The organism is Burkholderia sp. WP42 (genome assembly GCF_000745665.1).
GTDB lineage: Bacteria > Pseudomonadota > Gammaproteobacteria > Burkholderiales > Burkholderiaceae > Burkholderia > Burkholderia vietnamiensis.
On the sequence record NZ_JQJT01000021.1, the window covers coordinates 1 to 22,027 of the forward strand.

Consider the following 22,027-nt stretch of genomic DNA (forward strand, 5'->3'; position numbering starts at 1 on the left):
CGTGCGCCGGTCACGCTTCGGGCGATGACTGTCTGCCCGCAGCCAGCCCGTCAGTTGCGCGGCCCACTCGTCGACGACGCTCGGGCTGACGCGCTTCGGGTACTTCGGCTCAACGGCATCCGTTTGCCGAAGCCAGCTGCGCACCGTGTTCCGGGACAGGCCCGTGCGCCTCGCAATCTCGCGCAGCGGGACCTTCTCGCGGAAATACATCCGCCTGATCTTGGCCAATATGCCCACCGTGATCACCTCTGTATCCCCTGCTCAAAGATTGAGCAGGGCATTCAATCACGTGGGTCAAAATTCGATGAAAACTACAGCCTCAGGTGGGTCAGTTCTGCGTGGACATCAACAACTTCGCGTTCGGCCTTGCGAGCAGCGATGATTTGCGCATCCAGTGACTCTCGTTGCGCAATTAAAGCTAGGTAGCCTGTCGATTTCGGGTCCATGTTCTCTCTTCCTTGCACCGGCACGGCCGGCGTGTTCCTATGCCATCTGAATCACGAAATTCGCTGCTGCGTAGCGGACATTACAGCTCCACACTTCCTCGTCGCTTCGATAGAAGTAAGCCCAACCGCTCCTTACGACCATCTTGGCTTGCGGAAACACGGCACTATGACCATTGAGTGCAGCTGAAATCTCATTTCGTTCGCGGCATGTTGCCCAGTAGTCGCCGTCGGGCAATAAGTCCGGATCTGGGCGCCCTGATTTCGTCACGATGTTTTCCGGGCTAATTACGCGGGCAGCTTCGATGGCACCGCCGACATGCCGTACATCGTCTTGCCGATTGTGAAGTGGTGCCCGTTGCGCGCGAGAGTGGCGCTCTCTGCGGCTTCCGTGGCGGCGATGGATGCAGCAAGTCCATCGCGCAGCTTCACGGCGTCAGCCAGCGTCAGTTCGGTGGCAACGCCATCGAGCGTGATCACGACCGGATGCTGGACGATTCCGGTGTGCTGCTGGGCACGAATGGGAGACTTCCGGTACCGAGATCGTGCGGGGTGCATGGTGTCGCATTTGCTCGGACCGCGAGAAGGTGCACGCATATCGCCACAAGGACGGCCTGGCAAGGCTCCGTGAACGAGCGAAGAGCCACGGTGGGGTTTGTCTCTCGAAGGTCTACGAGGGCACCAGAGCATAACAAAACAGTACGTCATGAGCGATTGAGCAACGGTTCATATCCTATCGCGCCATTGTCCGCCAAAGACAATCTCACTGAGCTGAAACGCGCCGGCGCGTCGTGCATCGGGTTGAATAGCTCACCTCCCGACCGCTTCATGTCGCCGCTTGCGGCGAGTCCTTTCGGTTGTCGTGATACTGATGAAATAACACCGAGCACACCAGTGGCCACGTCGAACGGTATTCGGTGTGGCGAGCCATCGATGGCCTCGGGCGCATTCCCACTCAAGTCTGGTTGCGCTATTCACATAAGTCGCTGAGACGCACTTCCCACCACGCTCAAGCGCAATCTCTTTCATCAGATCAAGCCCAAGCCTGGACGCGTCGCGGCTACACACTGGGCACCAGTGTCCCCGAACAACTGCCCCAGGAGCAGCCTCCCAGCGATGCCCGTGTTCGCACTCCCATTTCAGGGGCGTCGCTGCGTTTCGGTATGTTTCGGACAAGCACCGACCGCCCAGCTGCGTCGCGCGCTGGCGCATGCGCTCGATCCCAAAGCGCATCGAGTCCCGCTGACACTCCGGGCACCAAGCACCACGAAAGATTCTCGCGCCTCGTGTTTCCCACTCGTGATCAGCACCACACCGGAACCTGTAGTAGCCCTTGATCCGTTTCTCGTTGTACCAGCGAACGTAAACGATAGCGCTCTGTCAGTTTCGTGTAGCCGCTCGACAAACACTTCCCGCCTCTCGCTCTTGCCGCGGCTCGCATGCCCGTCATCCCATTGCGGATTCAACCGGTCGATGCAACAGATTGATGGAACCGCTGGGCGGGTGTGTCAAAGTTTAGCGTCTTACGCGGACGCTCGTTGAGACGCCTCGCTACAGCGTCGAGTTGGGCTTGGGAATAGGCAGAGAGGTCGGTGCCTTTCGGGAAGTACTGCCTCAGCAGTCCGTTCATGTTTTCATTCGAGCCGCGTTGCCACGGATTCTGCGGATCGCAGAAATAGACCTGAATCTTGGTCGCCACGGTAAAGCGTTTGTGATCAGCCATTTCCGTGCCCCTGTCCCAGGTCAGCGATTTATATAGTTCTCGAGGTAACTTGCTGGCGTGTCGTATCAGCGCGTTGACCACAGCCTCGGAATCCTTACCGGCTACTTTTACCAGCATCACGTATCGACTCTGACGTTCGACAAGAGTCGCAATCTGGCTGGTCGCGTTGCCAAACAGCAAGTCACCTTCCCAGTGCCCGGGTATCGCGCGATCCTCCGCCGTCGCGGGGCGTTCACTGATCGATACAGCGTCGCGAATGTTCGTGCGGTCTTCGGTTTTCAATGTGTGATGGCGAGACCGGCGCATCGCTCGAGAGCGTCGCAAGTGTTCAAGCAATTCCTTTTTCAGGGCACCGCGGGCTTGAATATAGAGGCTCCGATAGATCGTCTCGTGTGACACCAGATGGTCCTTGTTGACGGCATACGCATGCTTGAGCCAACCAGAAATCTGCTCAGGGGACCACTGCAGCCTCAGCTTTGCAGCGACAACTCGCGCCAGCGTCTGGTTGCTCACTAATTTGCAAATCTTTGGGCGACGTGCCCGATCCCAGGCGAGCTCATCCGCACGGCTCGCTCGATAACCTTGGCTGCCTCCGTTGCGCTGCAGCTCGCGGCTGATCGTGGAAGGAGCACGTCCCAGCTTGACCGCAATAGACCGAATCGATAATCCGCTCACCAGGCAGCGAGAGATTTCCTCGCGTTCCGCGAGCGTCAATGTCTGCGGTGCGCGACGTCTTTGCGGAGGCTCGATGCCGCCGGCCTCTGACAGAATCCGCTGTATCGAAGAGTGGCCCCGATCGAACAGTTTGGCAATTTGATGAATCGTTTCACCTTTACGCCAGCGGTCCCACATGAGTGCTTTCTGACTCTCAGAATAGTAGATCCTCGGCCTCTGCTTCATTTGCAACACCTCCACTGCTTGCGCAGATTCTAGTGTGTTGCATCGACCGGTTGAATCTGCAATCCGGATCGGCCATTCGCCTCGAATGTTGCACCCTCGCGCAGAGCACGCACCAAGAGCCTTTTCGCAGATTCTCGGCAGTCTTCTCGAAAACGTGCCCTGCCTTACATACAAACTGGAGTCGTGTGCCTCGGCCCGCGTACTGCTCCGAAAGACAGCGGCCGCCGGCGTGGCGCGCGAGTTGATGGATCTGACGAAGGACCTCGTCAACGCGACATGCCGGACACTGGACCATCGTGTAGAACAGATAGGAGCCGCATCGGCTTGATTCGTGTCCCTTGCGACATCGAAATCGATACTGCGCGTGCCAGCCTTTCCATTCAGATTCCAGCAACTTCAGTCCGTATGGACGAAGAGCCTCTCGCATTCGCTTCAACTGATCGAGTGACAACGTTGCAGCTCCGCTAAATTCCTTTCGTTGGCGTACCCGCGCATAGAGGCCTAGAAGTCCACCACCCCGATGCATGATTCTCACACGTTACTCTCGTGAAATCGAGGACACCTGGGCCATTCTCTGACCAGTCACCGGGAGTTGCGAAATCCTACTTCTCAGATTGCGAAATGACCCCTCCGAAATCGAACCCTTTTAATTCATTTTGCTCTACAAGCTCCCTAAAACGCTCGGATACAAATACTGAGGCAGGACTTTCTTTTAGGCGAAATATATCAACCCCTTCAATGCGACTCTTCAGAAGGAATATTTTATTAAAAACCGTCGCCTGTGGGTAGACTTTGAATTTTGATGCGTCCATATCGACAGCATTCTCGATCACCCGGGTTACGTGAAATCCGAACATGTCTTTTATCGGGGCCTCGACCTGCAATATCTCCCCGCTGTCACGAATTACCGGCGCCAATACATCAAGCGCCCTCTCACTAAACAGGAGAAACGGAGATAGCATCGTATGAACGTCGCTGGTCTTTTTTCTGCGCGAAGTACCCCACGTAAGCTTAACGGGGTCATAGTCTCGGCCAAACCCTCGCCCACATAGAGCGGTTGCTCGTATAGCTACGCTCTTGTCATATGCGATTTCACCGCCATCATCGACTTGAACGAGAGGCTGAAATGCTTCATCCTGCCTCAAACCGTAAGCGTTACTCACGCACCGCCCCACATCCAAATTCCATAAATACCGAGAATCCATCAGCTATTACGGCGCGGCGCAACTCCTCGCGCATCCCGGCCTCACACGGCTCAAGAAAAAATGTCGGTGTGTCACTCTCAGCACCCACGACATCCAGACCGATACTATTTACCTTTCTGCACGGAATCAAAGGGTGTCCCATTCCGTCAGGCTTGACAACGCCCAATCAGAAAAAAGGGGGCGAACGGCGTTGTTAGAGAACAGAACGCTGCCATTTGTCGTTAAAATTGAGAAACTCTTTTTTCTTCACCATCCATTTACCCGCCTTTTCTTTCATCGTGAATCGGGATATCGTCAACATTCCCAATGTCTGGCGAACGGTGAAAACCACCTCTCCGTCTGTGGATTCGACGCTATCTTCAACATCAGTTTCAGGATCGTATGTCGGCGGATCCGAACAACCCAAGTCAATCAAACGACCTTGGTTTGTTTTCTCTTGGAACGCCCATTTCTCCAAAATAGCAGAAAGATCTTTCCGTGCACGGTCATCAATACCAGAAACATCGCCACCACTTTTCAGAGCACTATGCTTTTTCTCGTAAAAACCCTTTTCCCATTGATTCATCTCCAACATAAACGATCGCAACGCCGTTCGCGCTTGCTCAAAATCGTCATTCATCGCCTTCAACCCTTAATCATTGAAAATACCGCCCTAGTGCGAGACCTCAGCGACGATGACATACATATTTTAGCCAGGCCAGTCGTCGACCGCGACGAACTGCATTTGTTTTGTTCCGGCGACGATCATATCCAGAAATGCCGAGAATCCATCGGCTACATTGTAGAGGTTGCCACAATCTGACACCTCTGCAATATCCGGCTTCGCTGTGTCATCCGCATGCAGATGCGTTCTATCCCAATACAGGACCTTCTCAACGTTATCGAATCGCGCCAGTGCGTAGTAATTACCCCCTGGATCATCTCCAATCACAAAGAAATCGTTTAGAAAATCGATCTCACCTCTGACACGTTCGTTTTGCGCGATTAAATCAAAATTCTCGTTGCTCGTTCCGACTCCAAAAAGCGAAGCAAACGAAATCATTCCATTATCGACACCAGGAAAATCAAAATCAAGATAGTCGGCGCCACCAATGAATATGCCGTTCCACTTCTTCAAAAAATCCTTGTAATCCGTCGAAAGAACGAATCCGAGTTCCGCCTCCAATTTACCGAGGAGCGGCTGTGCAGGTTTTGCTCCATACAGAACTGGCACCTTACCTCCTTAACACGACGATTGATTCTTCAAATTAGAGACGCCACCCCTATGGGTGAATTCACTGTGAATATCCTTCGGAATTTCCTGCATCGTTACCATGTTCTCGTGGTGGTGCCAAGTATTTTTCGTGTAATCGGCGGGGCTTCCTGCCTTAGCATCCGCCAATCCAAAGTCCCCTGCTGGCGCCCTACTGTGATTTCCTTTCAGCCCCTCAACGTCTACAGATCTGACCTCATACGGCTTGAAATCAGGATAACCATTTGGATAACGGACAACCGTTCCTTTTGCGTTGGTATATACCCACGTCCCCGACTCCACCTCGACGTGAACGGTACCACCTTTTTCAAGCCATTTCGTCACATCCGGAGAGTTCAACGGTTTCTCCCCGAACCAGCCCCACGGATCGATCCATCCTGTAGGATTGGGGGCATACGCATACAAATTGTCGCCACCCAGCAGCCCGATCGGATCGTGGTTAATGAACCGGCCTACATCAGGGTCGTAGAACCTGAAAGTATTATAGTGAAGGCCCGTGCTTTCATCGGCATATTGTCCGGCATAGCGGAGCGGCTGATCCGTGCGTGCCGAAGTCAGTTCTCGGCTGTTCGGCTTGACCTTGCCCCACCCCGTATATTGCCCCGCCCACGCTAGCTCTCCAGCTTCGTCTGTAACTTCCAATGGGGCGCCCACCAGATCCGTATGGAAGTGGTATATCCGCGACGCCAGCTTCGCCGTGTCGATCGCTGCCGCCGCCAGTGCGTTCGCGATAACCGCATCAACGCGTGCCGCTGGAGAGTACGACGCATCTGGACTGTATACGTAACTGCTCACGCCAGTCTCGCGCACCTCTTGGGCGAGCCGTAGCCCCTCCCATACGAACCGCTTCGTCTCGCTGCGCAGTTTTACGCCACGCAGGTCGTAACTGGTATCCGTCTTCGCAGTCCGCCTCCCGATCGGGTCGAATTCAAACCGAGATTCGACCGTGCCACGCGCGTCGTGCGTTAGGACTGCGATCAGTCGGTTCTGCCCGTCGTAGGTGAACCGCTGCGTCTGGTTCGCTCCGCGCAGCTTCGTCGTCAGATTGCCAAACGGATCGTACTCGAAACGGAGATCTTGCCACATGAGCAGGCGATTGCCTTCGACGTACCCCCGGCTGCTGCGCTGCGCATCGTCAAGCAGGTTGCCGGCGCCGTCCCACGCGAATTCTTCAACTTGCCGATCCATCGTGTTCACCCGCCGGGTCAGCTGCCCGGCAGGATCGTAGTTGTACTGCGTACTGCCACGGAGGCCGTCGCTCATCTCGATGAGCTCGCCAGCGGCGTCGTACCCGTAATTCCGCCACAAGTGCCCGCGCCCACGACCCAGCGCTTCGGGTTGGAATCCTGCCGACTGCCAGACTTTCCGACCAAGCGGATCGTATGCGGAACGCTGAGTCAACCGCCCCTGTGTGCGCATCACTTCACGATGCAAATCGTCACGCTCGAAGTCACTCACCACCTGATCGCCACAACGGATCTGGTGAACGTGGCCTGAACCATACCGCAGGATCTGCAAGCTCTGGTCGTGCGGCAACGCTAGCGTTGTCACGTTGTCGAGCGCATCGAGCACATATTCGACTGTGCCGTTTACGCCGTGCTCGGCCATAAGGCGACCCGCTTTGTCGTATTCGAAGCTCACGACGTCCGGAGTGATGCCAAGCGCAATACCGGCTGGAGTTGGCGTACGCTCAACTTTCACCGTCCGTTCGCCCTTGTCGCGCTCAAAGCGGGTTACCTCGGTCGGCGTATGCTGAACCTTCAGATTGCCCATCCGGTCGCGCTCAAAGCGAATAGTGCGAACCGGGCGATCCGCATTAGCGCCATTGACCGGGGCCCCTACGATATCAAGCGTGAGCAATTCGCCAGCGTCCCCATACCCGAACCGCCGTTCCACGCCGTCCGGTCGCATCTCAGTCAAGAGCCGACCGCCGGCACTGTACGTGAACGCATAGCATGCGCGGTCCTGCAGTAGCTCTCGAAGCCGCCCGTCGGCATCGTACCGATAACGGGTCCGGCGCCCTGCTGGATCGCTTATCTCGACGACCTGGCCACGCGCATTGCGTAGCGACTGTCGGACCCTTCCGCCGAGGCCAACGTGCCGAACCAAAAGCCCGGCTGCATCGTATTCGAAGGCCTCCGAACTTCCGTCGGGATATGTGATGCGGACCGGCTCGCCGGTCGGACGCACATCGTACGTGATGCGCTGACCAAGCGCGTTCTCACGCATAACCGGCAGACCGAACGGATCAAAAGTGGTTCGCGTCGCTTTGCCGGAACAGTCAGTGCGCGCGACGAGCTCGCCAAGCCTATTCCACTCCAGAGTCTTACGCCCCCCCAGCGCATCAATGTGCGCGAGCGGGAGCGAGGTCAGCCCTTTCGGATACTCGTAACGGTTTTCGCGGCCAAGCGGATCCTGACTCACCAGCAGCCGACCCTGCGGATCGTATTCTGCACGCCAGGCACCACCGTCAGGCCCGACAATCTCCACGGGCCGCATGCTGTTACCGTCATAGCGAGTGCGAGTCGTGCGACCGAGCGGATCGGTCTCGGCTACGATCCTGCCCGCGTCGTCGTACTCGAACTCGGCCGTGCGCTCACCCGGCAGCATCAGCATCACCGGCATGTCGGCGTCGTTGTACTTGATCCGGTAGAGTCCCCCGTCGAAGTCGGTGTACTCGACAATCTGAAACTGTGCGTCGAAGCGCCAGTGCACGGTGCGACCATCGGCGTGCCGGACGCGCGTCTGCCGGCCATCGACGTCGTATTCGAACGACCAGTCCTCGCCCTCGCTGGTGCGCGTTGCGACGACCCGCGGCTGTCCTTCGATCGTCGCCCACACATAACTAGACGTGAAACCCAGTGCGTTCACATGACTCGCCATGAGGCCGTTGGTATATGCGAACTGACGCACGACCGCGCCATTTGCGTCCGTCACCGACGCCAGCTGGCCGTTCTCATCGTATCCATAAGCGACGGCCAGCCGGCGCTCATTGCCATGAACGAGCGTGACCGCGCTAAGCCGTCCGTGTTCCTGCTCGTAATCGAGCACGGCATTCAATCCGCCGCACGTCAGAATCTCGGCGACGCGGCCGCGGCTATCGCGCTCGAACTGGCACCACTGCCCCGCCTGATCCTCGATGCGGCGCACCCAAGCGATGCGGCCGGAGTCCGGCTCGTATCGGCCGAAGTCGTAATACGTCTCGCTAATGTCATGCAGGATGTAGCGGCCGTCGGGCGTACAGGTCAGATAGCGTTGCTCGGCCTCGCTGAACGCGGCTTGCCCGGCACGCAGCAACGGAAATCCGCTCTCGCGCCCTTGCGCGTCGGTGTACCAAAGCCGCCCGTCGCGAGCATGGAGACGAAGCTCCCACGGCGCCACCCAGCCGCGGCCAAGCGTCCCTGCATAGTCGATACTGCTCGAATAGAACCGCTTGATCGCGACCGGCATCGGGCTGGGGATCACGAAGTCGGTCTCCGATTCGGCCAACAGGATCTTTCTTCCGGTCGTGACGTCGACCGGGTTGCCGAACATCCCGCCGAGCGCCTTGTTGATCGCTGGCCCGGCAACGTACCGCCCGAACGCCTCACCGAGCACGTACCCGCCGATGAACTTCGCAGCGCACGGCAGCACCGCGCGCGACAGCCCGCCAGCCTGCTTCAACAACCCACCCAAGCCGCCGACCAGCCCCGCCAGCACGAACGCCCATTCCGTCGCCGTTCGCAGCCACGGCGGCACTTCGTCTTCGACTGGTAGGTATGTCTGCGTGCCGCCGTGAAAGAACGTGTCGTGAGAACCGTCGCCGATCGTCGCGCCGCAGGTGATCTTGTCGTCCTTCCGCGCCGCGGGCCGCCCGTTGATGAAGATGTTCGTCGATCCTTGCGCGACAAGCGGAATGGGATTGTGCTTGCTGCATGCCACGCCGCTTAACGTCGCATAGGCCGCCGAGAGGGAGTTGACGTAGACGTCCGGCGAACCTGTAATGATGTTGCCGGATTGCGAGCTGAACATCTTGCCGATCGACTCTCCTATTGATAGGAGAGCCTGCGCTCCGATACCGGCCATCATGCCGGCCAGCAACGCGACGCCGAATCCGCATGTGAATGTGGCGAAGGCGACCGCGGCGATCAGGGCAATGCCCAGCACGGCTCCGACCAGAAAGCCCGCAAGCGCGCTGGTGTGATCGATCGGGTCAGTGACACGTGCAGCTTCGTACACGATGGTGGTCCTCTGATGTTGTTATGCCGACTCTTGTTCTGCCGGACGGTAGCCGTCGAGCCAGTTGCGCCACAATGCGTCGAGCGTTTCGCCAAAGCTCTTCGCGCTCGATGCGGTAAAGATCAGCACGCGTCCCGGGGCAACGATGAATGCACCTTGGCGTTGAAAGACGGTCTTTGGACCATTCCGATAAGCAGCGTCGATGCGCTCCCCCGGCATTCCATCGGTTTCAGGCCCAAGCCGTTCAGCCTGGCGCGAAAGCACCCGGTGTCCCTGCAGCCTCGATTTGAGCAGCGCGATCTGCCGATCGATATACGGCGCAAGGGTCTCTCCGTCCTTGAGCCAGTCGCGTGCGACACTGAGGTTCGGCTGTGCGGCTGTATCGGCCGGCACGAACAGGTTGGTCGTGCGATCCTCGAAACCGTTCGGCAGAACGATGCTGCCTTCGTGAATCCGGATACGGTTTTCGGAATCCGTCATGCTGGTTCTCTCGTGATGTGTAGTTGTTGGAATGAGTGGAAATAAGCGTCCACTCGCGCCACCACTCATTTTCCTTGCAGCGCGACGGCGCTTTCCCGGCGCAAGCGCAAGCTGCCCGCGAGCAATACGACATGTGCGACGAGCCACGCGTAAAACGCAACGCCGTAGCCGGATATCGGCGTCGCATCTGCTTCGTTGAAGTACCACTTCGTCGTGAACAGTGAACAGAGCGCACACGCGAGCGCAGCTGCCGAAAACTGGCTCGCACGCGTATATCGGTTCCGGGCGAGCTGGACGGCCGCAACGACGTAGAGCGGATTGGCGAGCCATGCTGGATTGAGCATGAACAGTCCCCACCAGCCCTGGGCGAGAACCGACAGACCGCTGAGCGACGCTTCCTTTTCGAAATGCATCGCCGGCATCGTCAGCGAGAGGACGTACAGCACCCCGGATACGCCGAGGACCGTCTCTCGCCTGACGCGCGGCGGCGAATCAAAAACGTTCATCATTTCGCGAATCCATTGCACGACGCTTCAACCGTCACGCGTGCGTTCAATCCGTCTGGCCGGCCGGCGTCACGACCTTCTCGCCGCGCGCGCGCATCGCTGCACGTTGCGCCTTCGGATCGAGCGGCGGCCACGGCGCGCCGGCCGTGACGATCTTTCGGCGGATATCTTCGATGCGCGTACGCGCTGCGGAATCCGCAGCCGTATGGTTCTTTAACTCGTTTTGCAGCACCCACCCGTACGACACGCCGAGCTGGCTGGCAATCTTCGGATCCGCGCCGTGCGAGAGGAGGTAGTCGACGACGTCCCACTGCTGAATCATCGTCGCCTCGAAGAGTGCCGTCTTTCCGAGCGAATCACGAGCATTCACGTTCGCCTTGTGCTCGACCAGCAGCTTCAGCTGGGGCAGCAGCCGGTTCTCTGCAACTGCAAAAATCATCGGCGTGTCGCCGTTGTATTGCCAGTTGGGATCGAGCCCGCTGTTCAACAGCACGCGCAGGAGGTTGGGCGTATCAGCCCGCAATGCGACATCGACTACCGATCCGCCGCTGGCACCGACCGGCGCCTTGGGATCTGCGCCGTTCTTCACGAGCACCGAAATGATCTGGTAGCGCGGATTTGACGCGTCGTTCTTAACCGGGACGATTTCCTGCACTGCATACGACAGCAGCGTCGTGTTCTTCGCGCCCGGCGCATTCAGATCGGTCTTAGGCGCGAGTTGCTGAACGCGAGTGAGATCGCCGTCATGAATGGCCTGAGCCAAAGTGAGTTGCTGCCCCGAAAAGAAATCTTCCGGTGCGTAACGCTTGAAGCCAGTCATGTTCGTCCCTTGGGCTTGAGTGGGCCACCAGAGCGGCGAGGACACTCCAACGAGTGCGGCAATCGCGCCGGCGGTTATCGCTTTCTTGTATCGCATCAGTGAGAGGAGTTCAGTTGGGAGACCAGGTCGAGTTGATCCTTCGCGACCTGCTGGTTGATCCCGTTCGTCACGTCACCCATGAGGTGACGGCCGACCGTGGTCACGCTCTCACCATCGAGCGTGACGGGGCTACCAACAGCCTTGGGCATCAGCGCCGCCGTACCGTCGCTGATCGGCCCGAGTCGGCCTTCCTGCAGGCCGGTCAGGATATCGCCGTCGACGCGATAGGCCGTGATGTTGGCCGGCCGGGCGGTCCCGCCGTATTGTGCGACGGTCTCCGGATTGAGGCCGGCAGCATTGAAGGTCACCGCCGAACCGCCGCTGGCCTCGGCTGCAGCAGACGCCAGGCCACCGCCGAGCGAATGCCCGGTGAAATCGACGCCGGCCGACGCGCCCGTGGTCTCGATGTTCTTGCCGATCGTGACCGCATTGCGGTAATACGGCGCATCGGCGCCGAGCCCTTGTGCCATGTTGTTGCTCATGTCTTCGCCGAAGAGCTGCTGGGTTCCCTTGAACGCGACCGTCGGCTTCATGCTGTCGCCGAAGACATTCGGATCCGGGATATACATCTGCGACCCGAAGTTGCTACCGCTTTTCTCGAAGTCGCTCGGCTTGAGCCCGAAAGCCTTCAACGCTTCCGGATCGTTGGTCGCCATCTTCCACCCGGTCGGCGGCGGATCGTTCGGGTGATACACGTGATCCGCGAGTTTCGCCAGTTGCTGCGCCTTCAGCGAGCTCGCCAGCTTGGCCGCCGCCGCGCGCGTCGCCGGATCGGGGCTCGCCAGCCCCTTCGCGATCGTCGCCTGCTCTGCCGCCCACTCGAGCGCGAGCGCCTGTTCCGCGGATTGCGCACTGCCGCGATTCAAATGGATGACCGGCCCGTCGAGATAAATGCCGTTCGCGTTGATGACGATCGTTGACGGACCGAAGGTCAGCTTGATGCTGTCCGGCGTCATCGTCACGACGCCATCGCCGACACGATGCTCGATGCCGTCGCTCGCCTGATGGCTTTGCATGCCGGGTCCGGCCTTGCTTGCGATGGCCTTCGTATTGATCACGTTCGCCGTGGTGTCGCGCGTCAGCGCGATGGTTTCCTTCAGTCCGCCCTGCGCGATCTGCTTCGTCTCGCTGCCCTTGAGCAGCGACACCGTGCGCCCGCCGGCTTCGACCGTATGCGTTTCCGAATCCTTGATGACCGTGTTCATGTCTTTCTGCGCGTGCAGAAAGACTTCTTGCGCGCCGTTCACGTCGGAGAACCGCAGTTCGTTCGAGCCGGCGCCCTTGTGCGTCTGGCTCTTGATCCCCATCGTCTGCCCGGCAGCCCCGTGATAAGGGTTGCCCTGCTCGCCGTTGTAGACGCGGCCCACGATGACCGGATTGTCGGGGTCCCCTTGATTAAACGCGACCAAGACCTCCTGATTGATCCGTGGGATGGCGGCCGCCCCCCACCCGTCGCCCGCCCAAGGTTGGGACACGCGGATCCACATCGAATCCGAGCCGTCCAACTTGCCGCGGCGATCCCACAGAAAGTGCACCTTCACGGCACTGCCGTTCGTGTGAATTTCTTCGCCCTTGGGGCCGACCACGATTGCCGACTGCGTGCCGTGAATGACGGGCTTTGGTGTATGCCTGGGTGAACGATACGGAAACTTCTTCGGGAGCAGGGAAAATGTATTGCGGTACGGCAGTTTCGCGTTGTGTTCCGTGTAATCGTTCACGGCCTCATGACGAACATGCAGGACTGCGTATTCCTGATTGTTGGCCATCACTGGATGGTTGGTCACCGTCACACTGCCTGCAGCGCTCATCCGCCACGCATAGCCGCTGCCCGTATACCGATGCGCGCTCGCTTCTTCTGCTTGCATCGCAATGCGTGCGTAACGGTCGCCGTCATCGCCGTGGTCGAATAACGACTGATGTTCGAAACGCTCTGTCGTTTCGAGCCCCGCATGCCGGAGATTCTCCGGCTCGGCCTGCGCCAGCATCAGCGGCGACGACGGGTTCTGGTGATTGAAGTCGCGAAAGGCGATCTTGCCCACACCAAAACGCCGACCTTCATGCAACTGGTCGATACCGTTGTCTTCACTCGCCGCGCTGGCGTTATACGGCAAGTTGGCCAGCCCGTCGATGGGGCGGAAAACGAAATTCGTATCGCCGATGACAAGGAAGTGCTTTTCCTTCTCGTAGCGGTGCGTCCAGATCAGGCCTTCCTGCTCCATCAGACGCGCACAGAAGTTGTAATAGGACTCCTGGTACATCACGATGTATTCGAGCGGCTTCTGCGCGGTCCGGATGTCGAACTCGAATTCGGTGAACCCGTGATCCTGGAAAATCTCGGTGAGGATGTCCTGAGCGGTCTTGTTCTGGAAAATCCGGCAGTCGGTCGAGCGCGTCAAAAACCAGAACCACGGCGCCACCGTCATTTGATATTGCGTCACCTTGCCCGGGTTGCCCGCCCGGTCGAACGATGTGACGTATCCGTCGAAGTAGCGAATGCTGTCGGCCCCGCCTGACGAGACGATGCGCTCGAGCGTGGATTGCCGGGCGCTTTGGTCGAATCGAATCTTGATCGGTTGCCCGATCAGCTGATCAGGCACCAGATCATGCTGGTGTGACAGTAAATCGAGGTGAATCTCTGGCAACCGATTGACATGTTCATCGATGACCGCGGTGCTGACCAGAAGCACGTCCGGACCGAGCGGCGAGTCGATGGTCACGTATCGATTGAGCTGAGTCAGTCGAGCAACGCCGCCGGCCGCATTGTTGAGCGCGTCCGCAATCGCGGCCGGCGTTTTGTTCATCAGCGAAAAACCGGTCTGCGCCAGCTGAACCGCGCGTTGCACGGTGTCGATATGACTTGCGACGCCGGCGAGCGGGCCAATCTGGCCTGCCACCGTGGATGCGACCGGCCCGGCAAGGCCGCCAAGCGCGCTCAGCGAGCCCAACAGATTCCCGCCGGAACCGGCCGGAATACCGCCATTCGGGGCGAAACTCATTTGAATTCCCTTTATTTTCGTCTCAGGTTCTGTCCCCAATTGGCTCACCAGCTTGAGGCCCCGCTACTGTAGGACAAAACGTTTGCCAGCGAAAGATACCTGAAATTCCTTTGCAATTTCCCTGCTGATCAAATAAGCGGTTGGGAACCGGCGCAGGGTTCACCGCGTCGCAGTACCGCACCGGTCTCTGCCGAGACCAATACGATTTGCACGAAGCTGGTGACTGGAACGTACGGGGAAAATAGTCGATCCATCACGCGCGCCAATCCGGCGAGACTGAATTGGACGAAACGCTGCTCGTCGATCACGAGCCGGACATCCAATCCTTGGACGAACGCTGAAGCCGGCTTGCCTGGCATCCAGCCCCGCACCCGCGCAGTCGAGAGCGACACGAGCGCGTCGAATCGCCGGCCGGCGTCGGGCGCGGACATGCCGAAGCGGGTGCACAAGCGCTTGAACTCATTGAGCCCGTCGGCGTTTAGCCGCGCTGCCTGCGGAACCAGCCACGACAGCAATTCCCACAGGTCGCCGCGGCGAAGAATCGGCGCGGGACTTGCACTGGGCTGAGCCAATAACTCGATCTCGTCACCCGAGTCCCCATCGCGCACGGCTAACCGGCGCTCGCGCATGTCCGCCAGGTTGCCATTTGTGCAAGACAGCGCGATGTCGAGCTGGCGCTGCGCGGCCGGATCAACCGGCTCGCCGCGGGCGTTCACAAGCGCGAGTTCCAAGCCACGCAATCCGGCTGCGCGCGCTCCAGTTGCATGTCTGCGCAGCGCTTCCTGTCCCGGCTTGCCGGGCTCGGAAGGCGGCTTCGGCGCGCGCCGGGCTTCGTCCCGCAAAACGATCCAATACGGGCCTGGAGCTGCGCCAAGCGCATGCTGCAAGGATTCGAAGGGCGGCAGAAGTGCGGCACCCTGGGCGGTCGTGATACGGACCTGATCAACTGACCAGATCTCGGTCGTGGCTGCGCTCTTCAGCGAAAACGGTTTCAGCGCATAGTACGCTTGCCCAGCCTTCGTTTCGATTGGCTCCGCATTGCTCGAGAACAAGTTGACTACTGGTGTGCAAAACAGCCGGAGATTGTCGGCCGACGCTGCAATCAATCGTTGGGCGCGACGTGAGTCGGGGTGGACGCCGGCAAGGGCCAAATGCAACGTGATCCGGCGCGCACCGCCCGCCAACCGTTTCAACCGCGCCAAATCCAGATCGAGGTTGTCAAATCGAGCGGGAAACGCGCCGTACTCCATCAACAAATGAAACGGAGCAGTCGTGTTGTCGCGAGGCGGCGGAAGCAGCGCGTCGGCATCGTCGAAACCTGCGGCCGCCAGCGGCATGTCCACCCGACGCCAGCGCCCGTTGCCGTCCAGTTCAACGAAGGCACGCGTGGCGTGCATCAGCACGCCGTCGGCGAGCGCAGCCACCACCTCCCTCTCCCCCGCCAAATGTATCCGCAGCATATCGGGAGCGATGGAGAACTGGGCCGACGGTGCCGTGAGCTCAAGGGTGAAAGACAAAATCCCCGTCGTGTCGGACGGCAGTGTCGTTTGCATCGGCGCGACGGTCGACGTCGCGTAACGTACAGCGGAAACGGTCAACGGCACCAACGTGACGTCGGCGGCAGTGCGGAACACCAAGCGGCTATTCGGCGCCACCAATTGGGTGCCGCGTGGAACTATTCGCGGCTCGGTCTGCTTGCTGTCTCGATCCACGCGGAATTGGGCCATCGCACAAGATGGAAACGGCCGCAGGAACGCTCCGTGGATTGTGTCAATCAATGCGTGAGTAAACTCCGGCACCTCATCTTCGAGTCGGATGTCGTGCCGAGCGCACATCAACGCGAACGATTGCAGCAGCCGTTCGACGTGTGGGTCATCCGAGTGCTCACCTGCCATCGCAAGGCGAGCCGCGATTTTAGGGTAATGCTGAGTGAACGCGCGCATCGAACGGCGCAGCAGCCCCAACTCACGCTCGAAGTGCGGTAGAAGATCCTCAGGTTCGATGGCCATACACTTTCCGGATGGTCACGCCGATCAGGTAATCGGTGCAGTGTCCAAGAGGTAGAGGGGACGATTTTAACCGGACGTTCGCCCCCCCTTATCTCGAAATTATCGGGTTCGGCACACACAAAAAAAACGGCCGTCCCATCGGGTCGGCCGAAATTGAACCGCACCGGATTTTGTGGAGGCTCGTACTCTTGAGAGAAATGGTATGGACGCCTCCCTCCCGCATCGTGAGGCGCAGTCCTTCGACATGAGCGAGCGTATAGCGCAAGATCACATGGATCTTCACGGCGAAGCGGAGGCATCTAGTAGCATTAGAACCTCGCCCGGGGACCTTCGGTTGCAGTCCAAAGCGGCAGATCGATCGTAGCGTTCCAGCCGGTTTCAACGTCACGCCACGGATCAACGTTTAGCTGCTCGTCTGGCTCGGTTAACTATCGCACCCAGACGAACATCACGAGCTCGCCGGAAGGAAGATCGGCGTCAGACCCAATCGACCCTCGGTAACTCAGAAGCCCCGCCGGCGCATCTCCAACGCTACGGCAACTGCGACGGGGCACTCCGCCCGTCCCGTTTTCCTACGACATACACCGACGCGCCCTCATGTTTAACTCATGCCGAACCGTATCGCGTGCATGCTGAAACCGAGCCGCACCCCGATCGAACCTTCATGAACTGAACGACCGCCTTCGCGACTTCAGGCGTATTCGCCATGCTGCCGTTGCAAAGCGCTGACGCCCCAGCAACCGGGAACCGAGCGAGACCCGCGCAGGGCAATCGCGCCGCTTTCCTGCCGAGCCGAAATCGCCAACGCATCGCGACGACAACAGCGAGTGGAACCTCAATGACGACATCCCGCCATCACGTGACTCCCCGCCGCGCGCGCAACGATACGTCCGAAGCAAGCTCCCCGCCCGCATGCGCCTGATCTGCTTCCCCTACGCCGGCGGCTCGGCCGCCGTCTATCGCCCTCTCGAAGCCTTGTTGCCCGGCATCGACGTATACCGACACGAGCTCGCAGGCCGCGGCAGCCGCTTGTCCGAGCCAGCCGCACGAGACATGTCGACGTTGATCGACACGTTGCTGCGCGACCTGCGCGACTGCTTCGATCGCCCGTTCTCGTTACTCGGCCACAGCATGGGCGCGGCGATCGCCGCGGAACTGGCGCTGCGGCTTCCCGCCGACGTGCGCCCGAACCTGCACCATCTGTTCGTGAGCGGCCGCGCCGCACCGGGCAACGCGCGACCGGGTCGTCGCATGCAGGCGCTCGACGATCACGCCTTCATCGACGCCTTGCACGAAATGGGCGGCACGCCGAAGCCCGTCCTGGAGAACGACGAACTGATGGCGCTGCTGATGCCGGCCCTGCGTGCGGATTTCGCGCTGATCGAAAACTACCGGCCCGAGCCGGGGTGCCAACTGGCGGTGGACATCACCGCGTTCGCCGGCCGCGCAGATACGCATGCTCCGGTCGATTCTGTTGCAGGCTGGCGCGCCGCGACGGCCGGGCACTTCGATTTCCACGTCATCGAAGGCGATCACTTCTTCCTGCGAAGCGAAATGCGGACGATGGCCGGCATCATCGCGGCGCGCCTGCGGCACGCGCACTGCATCGCGTCGAACGCTTGAAACGCATCACCGGCCGATCGTCGCGATCGGCGAACGAAACGGCCCGCGCGCCCGATCGGCCCAGCCGCCGCCGGGCGCGCGAAACTTTTGGGGTGCCATTGTGCAACGTAATCGAAAGCGAATCCTCGTAACAGGCGGCGCGGGTTTCCTCGGTTCGCATCTCTGCGAGCGACTGGTCGAACTCGGCAACGATGTGCTGTGCGTCGACAATTACTTCACCGGTACGAAGCGGAACGTGGCGGCGCTGCTCGGCAACCCGAGCTTCGAGGCGCTGCGCCACGACGTCACCTTTCCGCTGTACGTGGAGGTGGACGAGATCTACAACCTCGCCTGCCCCGCTTCGCCGATCCACTACCAGTTCGATCCGGTGCAGACGACCAAAACCAGTGTGATGGGCGCGATCAACATGCTGGGGCTCGCGCGACGCACGCATGCCCGCGTGCTGCAAACGTCGACCAGCGAGGTGTACGGCGACCCCGACGTGCATCCGCAGCCCGAGAGCTATCGCGGCAACGTCAGCCCGCTCGGCCCGCGTGCCTGCTACGACGAAGGGAAACGCTGCGCGGAGACGCTGTTCTTCGACTATCACCGCCAGCAAAACGTCCAGATCAAGGTCGTACGCATCTTCAACACGTATGGCCCGCGCATGCATCCGAACGATGGCCGCGTGGTGTCCAACTTCATCGTGCAGGCGCTGCGCGGCGACGACATCACGCTGTATGGCGATGGTAGCCAGACCCGCGCGTTCTGCTATGTCGACGACATGGTCGACGGCCTGATCCGGATGATGGCCACGCCCGCGGATCTCACCGGGCCGATCAATCTCGGCAATCCGCACGAGATCCCGGTCAGCGAACTTGCGCAAGTGATCTTGCGCCTGACCGGTTCGAAATCGCGGCTCGTGTTCCGACCGCTGCCGCAGGACGATCCGACCCAGCGCTGCCCCGATATCGGCCTCGCACGCACCCACCTCGACTGGGTGCCGACGGTCGGGCTCGAAGCCGGTCTGCGACGGACCATCGACTATTTCCGCTCGACTCTGCCCGCTTGATGCCGCGCATCGAAGCGACCGGACGACGACCGGCACGACGATGGCCTCACGCAGTGACGCGCGCAGCGCAATGTCCCATTTTTACGTGACAGACGCGCTATGGCGTCCATGCTCCAATCACACCGTGCCGTTACACCATTGGCGGAGATCGAGCGATTCTCGCGCGCCAGTGTTCCTCACTCCGTATCGCAAGCCGGATCTCCGCGCATGGAAAAACTCGAGTATCTGAAGCGTGTCGAATCGAAGGCGCGAACCTACGCGACCTCCATTCCGCGGCTGTTTACCCATGCCAGGGGCGTCCGCATACGCGACTCGGACGGGCAGGAATACATCGACTGTCTGTCGAACGCGGGCACGCTCGCGCTCGGACACAATCACCCGGAAGTCAACGAAGCCGTCATGCGGTTTCTGTCGTCCGATCAGATGCAGCAGGCGCTCGACCTCGGCACGCCGGCCAAGCACGCGTTCGTCGAGCAGCTGTTCTCGCTGTTGCCCGCCGCGCTCGCCAGAACCGGCAAGATCCAGTTCTGCAGCCCGAGCGGCGCGGATGGCGTCGAAGCGGCGCTGAAGCTGACCCGGCACCATACGGGCCGCTCGACGGTCATGGCGTTTCACGGCGCGTATCACGGGATGACGGCGGGCGCGCTCGCCGTGACGGGCAAGCTCACGCCCAAACCGGCCGGCGCCAACGGGCAGGACGTGCATTTCCTGCCGTTTCCGTATGCGTTCCGCTGCCCGTTCGGCACGGACGGCTCGGCCACCGATCAACTGAGCATCGACTATATCCGGACCGTCCTGTCCGATCCGGAGAGCGGCATACCGAAGCCGGCGGCCGTCATCGTCGAAGTCGTGCAAGGCGAAGGCGGCTGCATCCCCGCCGCCGACGCGTGGCTGATCGAGCTGCGCGAGCTGACGCTGCGGCATGAAATCCCGCTGATCGTCGACGAAGTGCAGACGGGGCTCGGCCGAACCGGCGCGATGTTCGCGATCGAGCATTCCGGCATCCGTCCCGACGTGCTGGTGTTGTCGAAGGCGTTCGGCGGCGGCTATCCGTTGTCGGTCGTGGTCTACGACGAGCGCCTCGACACCTGGCCGGCCGGCGCGCACGCCGGCACGTTCCGCGGCAACCAGATCGCGATGGTGGCCGGCCTGACGACCATGCAGATCGTCGAACGGGACGGGTTGTCGGCGCACGCCGGGCGCGTCGGCAAGCTGCTGTTCGCGGGCCTCGAGGCGCTGGCGCAACGGTTTGCGTGCCTCGGCCAGATCCGCGGCCGCGGCCTGATGATCGGCGCCGAAGTCGTCGCGCCGGGCAGCGACGGCCGCGCCGGCCCGGCCGATGGGGCGCTCGCCAAAGCCATCAAGCAGAACTGCCTGCGCAACGGCCTCGTCATCGAAACCGGCGGACGCAACGGCGCGGTGCTCAGGTTCCTGCCGCCGCTGATCCTGTCCGAGCCGGACGCCCACGAGGTTCTCAATCGCTTCGAGCATGCCGTGGAAACGGCCTGCCGCGCATAGCCGCGCCGCGGCGCGACCACGCATTCCGGCCGGCTGCGGCCCGGCTCCAGAAAGGAACACACACGATGCAGGGCATGACGGAACGCAAGCTGCTTGCCGACGGGAGTTCTCCGTGGCTGCTGGAACCTGCGTCGAACGAGCGCGATATCGCCGCGGCGGTGAATGCCAACCGGCCGGCACTCGCAGCGCGGCTACACGAGCACGGCGCGCTGCTGTTCCGCGGCTTCGACGTTTCATCCGTGAGCGACTTCGACGCGTTCGTCAATGCGGTTTCAAGCAACAAGTCCGACTACGTCTATCGCTCCACGCCGCGCACGTCGGTCGGCAACGGCATCTTCACGGCCACCGAGTATCCGCCGAGCGAGACGATCGCCCTGCATTGCGAAAACGCGTATCAGCGCAGCTGGCCGCTCAGCGTGGCGTTCTGTTGCCTGACGCCGGCTACGAGCGGCGGCGAAACGCCGATTGCCGACATGCGCGAAGTGACCCGCCGAATCGGGCCGCGGCTCCTGGACGCGTTCGAGACGAAGCAGGTCCGCTATGTCAGGCACTACCGCAGCCATGTCGACATTCCGTGGGAAACCGTCTTTCAGACGCGCGACCGCAGCCGCGTCGCGGCGTTCTGCGCGGACCACGACATCGCGTTCGAATGGCTCGACGACGACACGCTGCGCACCGTCCAGATCAATCAGGGCGTGGCCTACCATCCCGTCACCGGCGAGCGGGTGTTCTTCAATCAGGCGCATCTGTTTCACATCTCGAACCTCGAAGCCTCGCTCGCCAGTTCCATCGTCAGCCTGTTCGGCCTCGACCGCGTGCCGCGCAACGCGTGCTACGGCGACGGCCAGCCGCTCGATCTCGCCGACATCGAGCACGTCCGCAACGCGTTCCGCGAATGCGCGATCACATTTCCGTGGCAACGAGGCGACGTCCTGCTCGTCGACAACATGCGATTCGCCCACGGCCGCAACCCGTTCGAAGGCGAGCGCAAGGTCGTCGTGTCGCTGCTCGACCCGTACGCGCCAACCGCCACGCAACAACCGCGCGCCGGCGATCACGCGCGCATTCCGCAATAGAAGCGCGGACCGATCGCTTACGCGAAACGCCGTGTCATTGGATTACGGGGCAGACGTCGGATTAGAGCGATGCTCTAATTTCAATGCCGCCCCGACCCCGGCAAGCGC

Annotated in this window: 16 protein-coding genes and 1 pseudogene; 4 read left to right on the forward strand and 13 right to left on the reverse strand. The window is 60.5% G+C overall.

All coding sequences use genetic code 11. The features are described 5' to 3' along the window. The 13 genes and pseudogenes from EX20_RS13690 to tssF form a co-directional block, all read right to left on the reverse strand. A pseudogene (locus tag EX20_RS13690) lies at positions 1-237 on the reverse strand (helix-turn-helix domain-containing protein); the annotation flags it as partial. Between the two features lie 74 nt (positions 238-311). Continuing rightward, positions 312-446 (reverse strand): hypothetical protein, encoded by a 135-nt coding sequence (locus EX20_RS33165; RefSeq protein WP_258959647.1) that lies wholly within the window; start codon positions 444-446, stop codon positions 312-314. 281 nt (positions 447-727) lie between these two features. Next, positions 728-862 (reverse strand): 4Fe-4S dicluster domain-containing protein, encoded by a 135-nt coding sequence (locus EX20_RS31955; RefSeq protein ID WP_139164705.1) that lies wholly within the window; start codon positions 860-862, stop codon positions 728-730. Between the two features lie 1,043 nt (positions 863-1,905). Continuing rightward, positions 1,906-3,066: an IS30 family transposase gene (locus tag EX20_RS13700; RefSeq protein ID WP_034193953.1), complete on the reverse strand. Its 1,161-nt coding sequence runs from the start codon at positions 3,064-3,066 to the stop codon at positions 1,906-1,908. A 602-nt stretch (positions 3,067-3,668) separates the two neighbouring features. Then, positions 3,669-4,229, reverse strand: a complete 561-nt coding sequence (locus tag EX20_RS30715; protein ID WP_226246446.1) for a double-CXXCG motif protein — start codon at positions 4,227-4,229, stop codon at positions 3,669-3,671. 235 nt (positions 4,230-4,464) lie between these two features. Further along, positions 4,465-4,890, reverse strand: coding sequence for an NTF2 fold immunity protein (locus EX20_RS30720; protein WP_072465499.1), 426 nt, complete (start codon positions 4,888-4,890; stop codon positions 4,465-4,467). Positions 4,891-4,959: 69 nt separating this feature from the next. After that, positions 4,960-5,484, reverse strand: coding sequence for an SMI1/KNR4 family protein (locus EX20_RS13705; RefSeq protein ID WP_080938783.1), 525 nt, complete (start codon positions 5,482-5,484; stop codon positions 4,960-4,962). A gap of 9 nt (positions 5,485-5,493) precedes the next feature. Further along, a complete protein-coding gene (locus EX20_RS13710; RefSeq protein WP_034193884.1) occupies positions 5,494-9,741 on the reverse strand; it encodes an RHS repeat-associated core domain-containing protein in 4,248 nt (1,415 codons plus the stop codon). Positions 9,742-9,762: 21 nt separating this feature from the next. Further along, on the reverse strand, positions 9,763-10,221 hold the full coding sequence (locus EX20_RS13715) for a DUF1795 domain-containing protein (RefSeq protein ID WP_006482386.1): 459 nt from the start codon (positions 10,219-10,221) through the stop codon (positions 9,763-9,765). Between the two features lie 65 nt (positions 10,222-10,286). Then, positions 10,287-10,730: a hypothetical protein gene (locus EX20_RS13720; protein ID WP_034193885.1), complete on the reverse strand. Its 444-nt coding sequence runs from the start codon at positions 10,728-10,730 to the stop codon at positions 10,287-10,289. 43 nt (positions 10,731-10,773) lie between these two features. Further along, a complete protein-coding gene (locus tag EX20_RS13725) occupies positions 10,774-11,643 on the reverse strand; it encodes an ankyrin repeat domain-containing protein (RefSeq protein ID WP_034193886.1) in 870 nt (289 codons plus the stop codon). After that, positions 11,643-14,642 (reverse strand): type VI secretion system Vgr family protein, encoded by a 3,000-nt coding sequence (locus EX20_RS13730; RefSeq protein WP_034193887.1) that lies wholly within the window; start codon positions 14,640-14,642, stop codon positions 11,643-11,645. Before EX20_RS13730 ends, EX20_RS13725 begins: the two co-directional genes overlap by 1 nt. Before the next feature lie 128 nt (positions 14,643-14,770). Continuing rightward, entirely contained in the window at positions 14,771-16,651 is a 1,881-nt protein-coding gene (gene tssF, locus EX20_RS13735) for a type VI secretion system baseplate subunit TssF (protein ID WP_034193888.1), read from the reverse strand. A 912-nt stretch (positions 16,652-17,563) separates the two neighbouring features. Here tssF and EX20_RS13740 point away from each other — a divergent pair. From EX20_RS13740 to EX20_RS13755, 4 genes are all read left to right on the forward strand, one after another. Next, positions 17,564-18,274 carry a thioesterase II family protein gene (locus EX20_RS13740; protein ID WP_051974440.1) on the forward strand — a complete coding sequence of 237 codons (711 nt, stop codon included), beginning with the start codon at positions 17,564-17,566 and terminating at the stop codon, positions 18,272-18,274. Between the two features lie 100 nt (positions 18,275-18,374). Next, positions 18,375-19,325 carry a UDP-glucuronic acid decarboxylase family protein gene (locus EX20_RS13745; protein ID WP_034193890.1) on the forward strand — a complete coding sequence of 317 codons (951 nt, stop codon included), beginning with the start codon at positions 18,375-18,377 and terminating at the stop codon, positions 19,323-19,325. 207 nt (positions 19,326-19,532) lie between these two features. After that, positions 19,533-20,843, forward strand: a complete 1,311-nt coding sequence (locus EX20_RS13750; protein WP_034193891.1) for a diaminobutyrate--2-oxoglutarate transaminase family protein — start codon at positions 19,533-19,535, stop codon at positions 20,841-20,843. Positions 20,844-20,908: 65 nt separating this feature from the next. Further along, the gene (locus EX20_RS13755; protein ID WP_034193892.1) at positions 20,909-21,919 is read left to right on the forward strand and encodes a TauD/TfdA family dioxygenase; all 1,011 of its coding nucleotides are present in this window, start codon (positions 20,909-20,911) and stop codon (positions 21,917-21,919) included. Positions 21,920-22,027 lie beyond the last annotated feature (108 nt).